At 65.0% G+C, this 9,967-nt stretch carries 9 protein-coding genes; all 9 read left to right on the forward strand.

Annotation, left to right across the window (positions count from 1 at the left end; translation table 11 throughout):
* The first annotated feature begins 194 nt into the window (after positions 1 to 194).
* The 9 genes from ACYP5B_RS32410 to eno all read left to right on the forward strand — a co-directional run bounded on the left by ACYP5B_RS32410 (position 195) and on the right by eno (position 9,876).
* The gene (locus ACYP5B_RS32410) at positions 195 to 1,667 is read left to right on the forward strand and encodes a circularly permuted type 2 ATP-grasp protein (RefSeq protein ID WP_267606113.1); all 1,473 of its coding nucleotides are present in this window, start codon (positions 195 to 197) and stop codon (positions 1,665 to 1,667) included.
* 95 nt (positions 1,668 to 1,762) lie between these two features.
* The gene (locus ACYP5B_RS32415) at positions 1,763 to 2,716 is read left to right on the forward strand and encodes an alpha-E domain-containing protein (protein ID WP_400095675.1); all 954 of its coding nucleotides are present in this window, start codon (positions 1,763 to 1,765) and stop codon (positions 2,714 to 2,716) included.
* Positions 2,717 to 2,755: 39 nt separating this feature from the next.
* Positions 2,756 to 3,580, forward strand: a complete 825-nt coding sequence (locus tag ACYP5B_RS32420; protein WP_318230724.1) for a transglutaminase family protein — start codon at positions 2,756 to 2,758, stop codon at positions 3,578 to 3,580.
* A gap of 142 nt (positions 3,581 to 3,722) precedes the next feature.
* The gene (locus tag ACYP5B_RS32425) at positions 3,723 to 4,544 is read left to right on the forward strand and encodes a peptidase (protein ID WP_459572360.1); all 822 of its coding nucleotides are present in this window, start codon (positions 3,723 to 3,725) and stop codon (positions 4,542 to 4,544) included.
* 21 nt (positions 4,545 to 4,565) lie between these two features.
* Entirely contained in the window at positions 4,566 to 5,387 is an 822-nt protein-coding gene (locus ACYP5B_RS32430; RefSeq protein ID WP_459572361.1) for an alpha/beta fold hydrolase, read from the forward strand.
* A gap of 151 nt (positions 5,388 to 5,538) precedes the next feature.
* A complete protein-coding gene (locus ACYP5B_RS32435; RefSeq protein ID WP_267606121.1) occupies positions 5,539 to 7,191 on the forward strand; it encodes a CTP synthase in 1,653 nt (550 codons plus the stop codon).
* 29 nt (positions 7,192 to 7,220) lie between these two features.
* Positions 7,221 to 8,093, forward strand: coding sequence for a 3-deoxy-8-phosphooctulonate synthase (gene kdsA / locus ACYP5B_RS32440; RefSeq protein ID WP_267606122.1), 873 nt, complete (start codon positions 7,221 to 7,223; stop codon positions 8,091 to 8,093).
* A gap of 90 nt (positions 8,094 to 8,183) precedes the next feature.
* Complete coding sequence (locus ACYP5B_RS32445) at positions 8,184 to 8,474, forward strand: DUF1330 domain-containing protein (RefSeq protein WP_006160203.1); 291 nt, start codon at positions 8,184 to 8,186, stop codon at positions 8,472 to 8,474.
* A gap of 112 nt (positions 8,475 to 8,586) precedes the next feature.
* Entirely contained in the window at positions 8,587 to 9,876 is a 1,290-nt protein-coding gene (eno, locus tag ACYP5B_RS32450; protein ID WP_043344931.1) for a phosphopyruvate hydratase, read from the forward strand.
* The last annotated feature ends 91 nt before the right edge of the window (positions 9,877 to 9,967 follow it).

Raw genomic sequence — 9,967 nt, forward strand, 5'->3', positions numbered from 1 at the left:
ATGCTTGCCGCTTGCGGCTTTCGTGGTCATAGGTATCCTATAGGGACAGCACTTCGAAGCATGACGAGACGGTCCGCGGCCAGGCCGCCGGGCCTCGGGTGGTGATCTCAAGGTGCTGTGCCGGGAACAACAAGCCAATCAAAACGGGTAGCCGGCAGTTTGGGCGGCACTCAAATCATGGGGGAACGGCCATCATGGCGGCGCGGTTTTTCGACGAGATGCTCGATTGGCAAGATGGCGTGGCAGCAGCAATCCACGCGGGCGAGTCCCTGCCGGCAGGTGCCGTGCGGGGGCATTACAAGCAGTTCGCGGATTGGTTGGCGCGCCAGTCCGAAGGCACCATGGACAACAAGCGCGCCGAGGCTGATCTGATCTTCCGGCGCGTGGGCATCACGTTCGCCGTTTACGGTGAAAAAGACGAGTCCAACAGCGGCACCGAGCGGACCATCCCGTTCGACGTCATTCCCCGCATCTTCCCCGCCAGCGAGTGGGCAACGCTCGAGCGCGGCCTGCGCCAGCGGGTGTCGGCGCTGAACCGCTTCATCCACGATATCTACCACGGGCAGGACATCATCCGCGCCGGTGTGATCCCACCCGACCAGATCTATAACAACGCGCAGTACCGCCCCGAGATGCTCGGCATCGACGTGCCCCGCGATATCTATGCCCACGTGGCAGGCATCGACGTGGTGCGCGCGGGCGAGGGCGAGTTCTACGTGCTGGAAGACAACCTGCGCGTGCCCTCCGGCGTGTCCTACATGCTGGAGAACCGCAAGATGATGATGCGGTTGTTCCCGGACCTGTTCGCGCGCAATCGCGTGGCGCCTGTCGCGCACTATCCCGACCTGCTGCTCGATATGCTGCGCGGCGTCTCGCCGCAGAACATTGCCGATCCCACGGTGGTGGTGCTCACGCCCGGCATGTACAACTCCGCGTACTTCGAGCATGCCTTCCTGGCCCAGCAAATGGGCGTGGAGCTGGTCGAGGGCAGCGACCTGTTCGTGCAGGACGATCACCTCTACATGCGCACCACCCAGGGCCCGCAGCGCATCGATGTGATCTACCGCCGGGTCGACGACGATTTCCTCGACCCGCTGGTGTTCCGCTCGGATTCCACGCTGGGCGCGGCGGGCCTGCTCTCGGTCTATCGTGCCGGCAATGTCACCATCTGCAACGCCATTGGCACGGGCGTGGCCGACGACAAGTCGATCTATCCCTACGTGCCCGACATGATCCGCTTCTACCTCGGCGAGGAAGCGATCCTCAACAACGTGCCGACGTACATGTGCCGCCGCCCGGACGACCTGCAGTACGTGCTGGACCACATGAGTGAGCTGGTGGTCAAGGAAACCCATGGCGCCGGCGGCTACGGCATGCTGGTGGGGCCTGCCGCCACGCGCGCGGAGATCGATACGTTCCGCGAGGTCGTGCGCGCGCGTCCCGAGCAGTACATCGCGCAGCCCACGCTGGCACTTTCCACCTGCCCGACGTATGTCGAGTCGGGGATCGCGCCGCGCCACATCGACCTGCGTCCGTTCGTGCTGTCCGGCAAGGACGTGCGCATGGTGCCGGGCGGGCTGACCCGCGTGGCGCTGCGCGAAGGCTCGCTGGTGGTCAACTCCTCGCAGGGCGGAGGCACCAAGGACACCTGGGTGCTGGAGCGCTGAAGCGCGGCGCACGCAAGGATAGTTTGTGATTCCCGCGCTGGCCGCCGCGTTGCCGGCGGCGCGCGGGTGAACAGCGCTGTACGAGGGGACTAAACATGCTTAGCCGCACCGCCGACCATCTGTTCTGGATGGCGCGCTATACCGAACGCGCGGAGAACACCGCGCGCATGCTGGACGTGAATTACCAGACTTCGCTGCTGCCGCAATCCGCGGAAGTGGCGGAGCAAGGCTGGTGGGCCATGCTCGATATCTCCGAGCTGACCACGGTGTTCGACGAAAAGTACGGCCTGCTCACGCGCGATGACGTGATCGATTTCATGGTGCGCGACATGACCAATGTCTCGTCCATCATGAGCTGCCTGCGCGCGGCCCGCGAGAACGCGCGCGCGGTGCGTGGCTCGCTGACCACCGAGGTCTGGGAGACCATCAACACCACCTGGCTCGACGTGCAGCGCATGATCGCCGACGGCGTGCTGGCGGAGGATCCTTCGCAGTTCTTCGAGTGGGTGAAGTTCCGCTCCCACCTGGCCCGCGGCGTGCAGTTCGGCACCATGCTCAAGGACGATGCCTTCCACTTCATGCGGCTGGGCACCTTCCTGGAGCGCGCCGACAATACCGCGCGGATTCTGGACGTGAAGTTCCAGGCCGGCACCGTCGACGACAGTGACCCCAATCGCGACGCAAACGACTTCTATCATTGGGCGGCGGTCTTGCGCTCGGTGTCGGGCTTCGAGGTGTACCGCAAGGTTTATCGCACCGTGATCACGCCCGAGCGCGTGGCCGAACTGCTGGTGCTGCGCCCCGACATGCCGCGCTCGCTGGTATCGAGCATGGATGAGGTGGTGTCGATCCTGGCGCTGGTGGGCAACCAGCATTCTTCGGAGACCGAGCGCCAGGCTGGTAAACTTCACGCCGATTTGAAATATGCGCGCATCGACGACATCTTCGCCGTCGGGCTGCATGCTTACCTGACCAGTTTCCTGGAGCGCATCGGCGACCTCGGCAACGGCATCAGCCGGGATTTCCTCGTGCCGCTGCTGGCTGCCTGACCTATAGAAGTGGGGAGGTCGTGCCGGCCTCGCCACATCATGAAATACAAGATTCACCACAAAACGGTCTACCGTTACGCCGAGCCGGTCCGGCGCAGCGTGCACGAACTGCGGCTCGCGCCGCGCTCGGGCCCGCTGCAGGCCGTGCAGGAATGGCAGTTGTCCGTTCCCGGCAACCTGTCCGAGGCGCGTGACGGCTTCGGCAATATCGTGCACAGCTTCACTGTGGCCGGGCCAGCACATACGTTGGTGATCGAGGCCAGCGGCGTGGTCGATGTGACGCCGCCAACTGACGCGGACGGGCCGTTTTTCTGCGATGCGCCGCCGGCCGGCGAGGCGCGTGTCTCGCCGCTGTATTACCTTGGCGGCACAGCGCTGACCGCCGCCAAGCCGGAAATGGTGCGTTTTGCCGCGCCGTACCTGGCGGCGGGGGCGACGGTGCCTGCGCTGCTGGCGCTGGCCAACGGCATTGCGGGGCGGGTGCGCTACCAGGCGGATAGCACCGACGTGGGCACGTCCGCCAGCGATGCGTTCGCGCTGGGCAGCGGGGTTTGCCAGGACCAGGCGCAGGTGATGGTGGCATGCTGCCGCGCCCTGGGCCTGCCTGCGCGCTACGTCAGCGGCTATTTCTATGACCCGGCGGCCTCGGAGCTGGCCAGCCATGCCTGGGCCGATGTCTGCGTGGATGCCGGCAAGGAGTTGTGGTGCAGCATCGACGTGACCCACGGCTGCCTGAGCGACGCGCGCCATATCCGGCTGGCGGTCGGGCGCGACTATCGCATGGCCGCACCGGTGCGCGGCATTCGCGAAGGCGGCAGCGGCGAGCGGCTGGCGGTCGAGATCGCCATTGCACCGCTGCAGTGAGTGAAGTGGTGCGTCGCGCACCAAGAGCGGGCGCGCCGCAAGGTTCCGGGCGCACCGGCGCGGCGCTAGAATGCGGCCTTGACCCGGGTGACAAGCCTGGCGATGCGCCGGGCGTGAATTTGCACCATTACAAGACAAGATCATGACGTACTGTGTAGCCATGCGGCTGGACACCGGGCTGGTGTTCCTTTCCGACTCCCGCACCAATGCCGGCGTCGACGCGATCTCGACCGCGCGCAAGATGACCGTGTTCGAGGAGCCGGGCGATCGCGTGATGGTCTTGCTGAGCGCAGGCAACCTGGCGATCAGCCAGGCGGTGCGCCAGATCCTGGCGGAGGGCCGTGACGAGAAGCGCTCGCTGTGGACGGCGCGCGATATGTTCGAGGCCGCCGCCATCGTCGGCGACGCAGTGCGCCAGGTGCACAAGCACGACGCCCATGCGCTGCGCGAGGCCGGCATCGAATTCAATGTGAGCCTGATCTTCGGCGGCCAGATCCGCGGCGAACGCGTGCGCCTGTTCCATGTGTACGCCGCCGGGAATTTCGTCGAGGCCACGCCCGAGAACTGCTATTTCCAGATCGGCGAGGCCAAGTATGGCAAGCCCATCATCGATCGCGTGGTGGAGCCGACGCTGCCGCTGGGCGAAGCCGCCAAGTGCGCGCTGATCTCGATGGACTCCACGCTGAAGTCGAATATCTCGGTGGGCCTGCCGTTGGACCTGCTGGTCTACGAGGGCGATTCGCTGCGCGTGACCCGCTTCGTCAATATCGACGAGAAGAACGCCTACTTCCGCATGATCCGCGATACCTGGGGGCAGCGCCTGCGCCAGGTCTTCGGCGAGATCAACGATCCCGAGTGGGATGCCGACGCGCCGGCCGAGTTTCCGCTGGCGCGCCAGAGCGCCGGCGACCGCTGGGGCCAGCCGGTGCGCGCCACGCGCGAACGTGCCGGCACGCAGGACTGAGGGCGCACGGCGAATACCCCGATGCGCGACATCCTGCATTTTTCCCATGCCAACGGCTTCCCGGTCAGCACCTACCGCAAGCTGTTTGGAACGCTGGAAGACGATTTCGAGATCCGCGCCGTGGACCGTTATGGCCACGACCCGAAATTCCCCGTCACGCGCGAGTGGCCGCACCTGGTCGATGAACTGCTGGCTTCGATCGAGCAGAAGTACCGCGAGCCGGTATGGCTGGTGGGACATTCGCTTGGCGGTTTCCTGTCGCTGATGGCCGCGCTGCGCCGTCCGCAGTGGGTACGCGGCGTGGTGATGCTGGATTCGCCCGTGATTGCCGGGTGGCGCGCCGCCTTGCTCAAGGCCGGCCAGCGCTTCGGCCTGGATGAGCGGCCCAGCCCGGCTGCCGCGACCCGGCGCCGCCGCACGCACTGGCCGGATGCCGAGGCGGTGTGGGAGCACTTTCGCGCCAAGCCTGTGTTTGCGTCGTGGGACGAGGAGGTGTTGCGCGACTATGCGATGCATGGCACGGAGCCGACCGGCAACGACGCCGAGCGCCGCCTGCGTTTCGAGCGCGAGATCGAGTACCAGATCTATCGCACGCTGCCCACCAGCCTGGGCGCGCGCGTGGCGCGCGGGGCGCCGGTGCCGGTCAGCTTTGTCGCCGGCACGCGTTCGCGCGAAGTGCGGCAATGCGGGCTCGGCGCCACGCGCAAGCTGGTGGGCGAGCGTCTGCGCTTTATCGAGGGCGGGCATCTGTATCCGATGGAGCGGCCCGGGCAGACCGCCGGGCTGATCCGCGATCTGGTCGGGCAAATGCGGTGCGATGGCGCCGCGAGCGCGCGTCCGTAGCCGGGGCAGGACGGGCGGCGGCGGGGGGGGGGCGGGCGCGAAGCGGCGAATGCGTCTCCGCGGCTGCCGGGCAAGGCGACTTGTCGCAAATGCGGCGCTGCAGCAGGCGGCCTCTCATGTATAATCCCGATTTCCCCGGCAAGCTCGGTTTATGACCAAATTCGTCTTCGTCACCGGTGGTGTCGTCTCTTCTCTCGGCAAGGGCATCGCTGCTGCTTCGCTCGCGGCCATTCTCGAGTCGCGCGGCCTCAAAGTCACCCTCCTCAAGCTAGATCCCTACATCAACGTCGATCCCGGCACGATGAGCCCCTTCCAGCATGGCGAAGTGTTCGTCACGGAAGATGGTGCGGAAACCGACCTCGATCTCGGCCACTATGAGCGCTTCGTCTCGGCCAAGATGCGCAAGTCGAACAACTTCACCACGGGCCAGATCTACGAGTCGGTGATCCGCAAGGAACGCCGCGGCGAGTACCTCGGCAAGACGGTGCAGGTGATCCCGCATATCACCAACGAGATCCAGGCCTTCATCGAGCGCGGCGCGGCTGCGTCGCACGGTGGCAAGGCGGACGTCGCACTGGTGGAGATCGGTGGCACGGTGGGCGACATCGAGTCGCTGCCCTTCCTGGAAGCCGCGCGCCAGATGAGCCTGCGCATGGGCCGCAACCATGCGGCCTTCGTGCACCTGACGCTGGTGCCGTTCATTGCCAGCGCCGGCGAGCTCAAGACCAAGCCGACCCAGCACTCGGTGCAGAAGCTGCGTGAAATCGGCATCTCGCCGACCGCGCTGCTGTGCCGCGCCGACCGCCCGATTCCGGACGAAGAGCGCGCCAAGATTTCGCTGTTCTCCAATATCCCGCAAGAAGCCGTGATCTCGGTGTGGGACGTGGACAGCATCTACAAGATCCCGCAGATGCTCAACGAGCAAGGCCTCGACCGCCTGATCTGCGAGGAACTGCGTATCGATCCGAAGCCGGCCGATCTCTCCATGTGGCAGCGCCTGGTCAATGCCCAGGAAAATCCGCAGCACGAGGTCACCATCGGCATGGTGGGCAAGTATGTCGACCTGACCGAATCCTACAAGTCGCTGATCGAAGCGCTGCGCCACGCCGGCATGCACACCGCCACCCGCGTGAACATCGAGTACATCGATTCGGAAGAACTTGAATCGGGCCACCTTGAAGTGCTCAAGCCGCTGGACGCCATCCTGGTCCCGGGCGGCTTCGGCAAGCGCGGCACGGAAGGCAAGATCCGCGCTATCCAGTACGCTCGCGAGAACAAGGTGCCGTACCTGGGCATCTGCCTGGGCATGCAGCTGGCCGTGATCGAGTTCGCCCGCCACGTGGCGGCGATGGCCGATGCCAACTCGACCGAGTTCAACCTGGAAACCGAACATCCGGTGGTCGCGCTGATCACCGAGTGGGTCGATCGCGAAGGCAAGGTCGAGCAGCGCTCCGCCGAGTCCGACCTGGGCGGCACCATGCGCCTTGGCGCGCAACGCGTGCCAGTCAAGGCCGAGACCAAGGCAAGCCAGATCTATGGCGCCGAAGTCAACGAGCGCCATCGCCATCGCTACGAAGTCAACAATCACTACGTGCCGACGCTGGAAAAGGCGGGCATGGTGATCTCGGCCCGTACGCCGACCGAAGACCTGCCCGAGATGATGGAACTGCCGGAAAGCCTGCACCCGTGGTTCGTGGGCGTGCAGTTCCACCCGGAATTCACCTCCACCCCGCGCGATGGCCATCCGCTGTTCAAGGCCTACGTGGAAGCGGCGCTGGCCAGCCAGCAGAGCAAGGCGGGCTAAGCCCCGGCACCGCAAGCAGGAGATTAGTGATGAAACTCTGTGGATTTGACGTCGGCCTGGACCGGCCCTTCTTCCTGATCGCCGGTCCGTGCGTGATCGAGTCCGAGCAGATGGCGCTGGATACGGCCGGTGAGCTCAAGGCGATCACGAGCGAGCTCGGCATCCCCTTTATCTACAAGTCCTCGTTCGACAAGGCCAACCGCTCGTCGGGCCGGACCTTCCGCGGCCTGGGCATGGAGAAGGGGCTCGAGATCCTCGCCACCGTCAAGCGCGAGATCGGCGTGCCGGTGCTGACCGACATCCACGAGATCGACGAGGTCAAGCCGGTGGCGGCTGTGGTCGACGTGCTGCAGACGCCGGCCTTCCTGTGCCGCCAGACCGACTTCATCCGTGCCTGCGCGCAGAGCGGCCGCCCCGTCAATATCAAGAAGGGGCAGTTCCTCGCGCCGCATGACATGAAGAATGTCATCGACAAGGCGCGTGATGCCGCGCGCGAGGCCGGGCTGCCGGAAGACAGCTTCATGGCCTGCGAACGCGGCGTTTCCTTCGGCTACAACAACCTGGTCTCGGACATGCGCTCGCTGGCGATCATGCGCGAGACCGGCGCGCCGGTGGTGTTCGACGCCACCCACTCGGTGCAGCTGCCGGGCGGCCAGGGCACCAGCTCGGGCGGCCAGCGCGAGTTCGTGCCGGTGCTGTCGCGCGCGGCCGTGGCGACGGGTGTTGCGGGCCTGTTCATGGAAACGCATCCGGACCCGAGCAAGGCCATGTCGGATGGCCCCAACGCCGTGCCGCTGTCGCGCATGAAGGAACTGCTGTCGGTGCTCAAGGATCTCGATACGCTGGTCAAGCGCTCGGGCTTCCTCGAAGACAATTTCGGCTGGCCGGCGGCTTGCGCCTGAGCTTGCCGTGCCACCGCGATCATGGCCGTCATCAGGCGGCCATGATCAGCCAAGTAGAATCAACATCATAAGAACACACGGAGATACGCCATGGCCAGCGGCTATATCATTGCCCACGTCGATGTCACCGATCCCCAGCAGTATGAAGAGTACAAAGTGCTCTCCAGCCATGCCATGAAGGTGCATGGCGCCGAGGTACTGGTGCGCGGCGGCAAGACCGAGAAGCTGGAGGGCGACTGGGCCCCGACGCGCGTGGTCGTGCTGAAGTTTCCCAGCTATGACGCGGCAAAGTCGTTTCACGACAGCGAGGAATACCGCGCCGCGCGCAAGTCGCGCGAGCACGCCGCGCGCATGAACATGATCGTGGTGGAAGGCGCTTAAGCGTTGTTCGGCGTTAGTCAGCGTTAGTCAGCTTCATTCAGTCAGCGGTAGTCCAGGGCATGGCGCCCGTGTAGTAAGAAGTCATCAAGCATCAACAGTCCAAGAGGAATCCATGAGTGCAATCGTAGATATCATCGGTCGCGAAGTTCTCGACTCGCGCGGTAACCCGACGGTCGAGTGCGACGTCCTGCTCGAATCCGGCGTGATGGGCCGCGCGGCAGTGCCGTCGGGCGCATCCACCGGCTCGCGCGAAGCCATCGAGCTGCGTGACGGCGACAAGTCGCGCTACCTCGGCAAGGGCGTGCTGAAGGCGGTCGAGCATATCAATACCGAAATCTCCGAAGCCATCATGGGGCTGGACGCTTCCGAGCAAGCGTTCCTGGACCGCACCCTGATCGACCTCGACGGCACCGACAACAAGGCCCGCCTGGGCGCCAACGCCACGCTGGCCGTGTCGATGGCCGTGGCGCGCGCCGCTGCCGAAGAAGCCGGCCTGCCGCTGTACCGCTACTTCGGTGGTTCGGGCGCCATGCAGATGCCCGTGCCGATGATGAACATCGTCAACGGTGGCGCGCACGCCAACAACAGCCTGGACATCCAGGAATTCATGATCATGCCGGTGTCGCAGACGAGCTTCCGTGAAGCCCTGCGTTGCGGCGCTGAAGTGTTCCACGCACTGAAGAAGATCCTGTCCGACAAGGGCATGTCCACGGCGGTTGGCGACGAGGGCGGCTTTGCCCCCAACTTCGCTTCCAACGAAGAGTGCCTGAACACCATCCTCCTGGCCATCGAGAAGGCCGGCTACCGCGCTGGCGAGGACGTGCTGCTGGCGCTGGACTGCGCGGCGACTGAGTTCTATCACGAAGCCGAAGGCCAGTACCACCTGGACGGCGAAGGCCTGAAGCTGACTTCGACCCAGTTCGCCGACTACCTGGCCAACCTGTGCGACAAGTTCCCGATCGTGTCGATCGAGGACGGCATGGGTGAAGGCGACTGGGACGGCTGGAAGGTGCTGACCGACAAGCTGGGCAAGCGCGTGCAGCTGGTGGGCGACGACCTGTTCGTCACCAACACCAAGATCCTGAAGGAAGGCATCGAGAAGGGTATCGGCAATTCGATCCTGATCAAGATCAACCAGATCGGCACCCTGACCGAAACCTTCGCCGCCATCGAAATGGCCAAGCGCGCCGGCTACACGGCCGTGATCTCGCACCGTTCGGGCGAGACCGAGGACAGCACCATCGCCGATATCGCGGTGGGCACCAACGCCGGCCAGATCAAGACCGGCTCGCTGTCGCGTTCGGACCGTATCTCGAAGTACAACCAGCTGCTGCGCATCGAGGAAGATCTCGGTGATATCGCCAGCTACCCGGGCAAGAGCGCATTCTACAATCTGCGCTAAGCTCGTGTCCTGCGCCGGCCGCGCTCAATGCCGCGGCCGGCGCAGGACGCAACTCCCTTTTTTTGCTTAAGCGCCAGAACCCATGCGCCTG

This window comes from Cupriavidus sp. 8B (assembly GCF_054589115.1).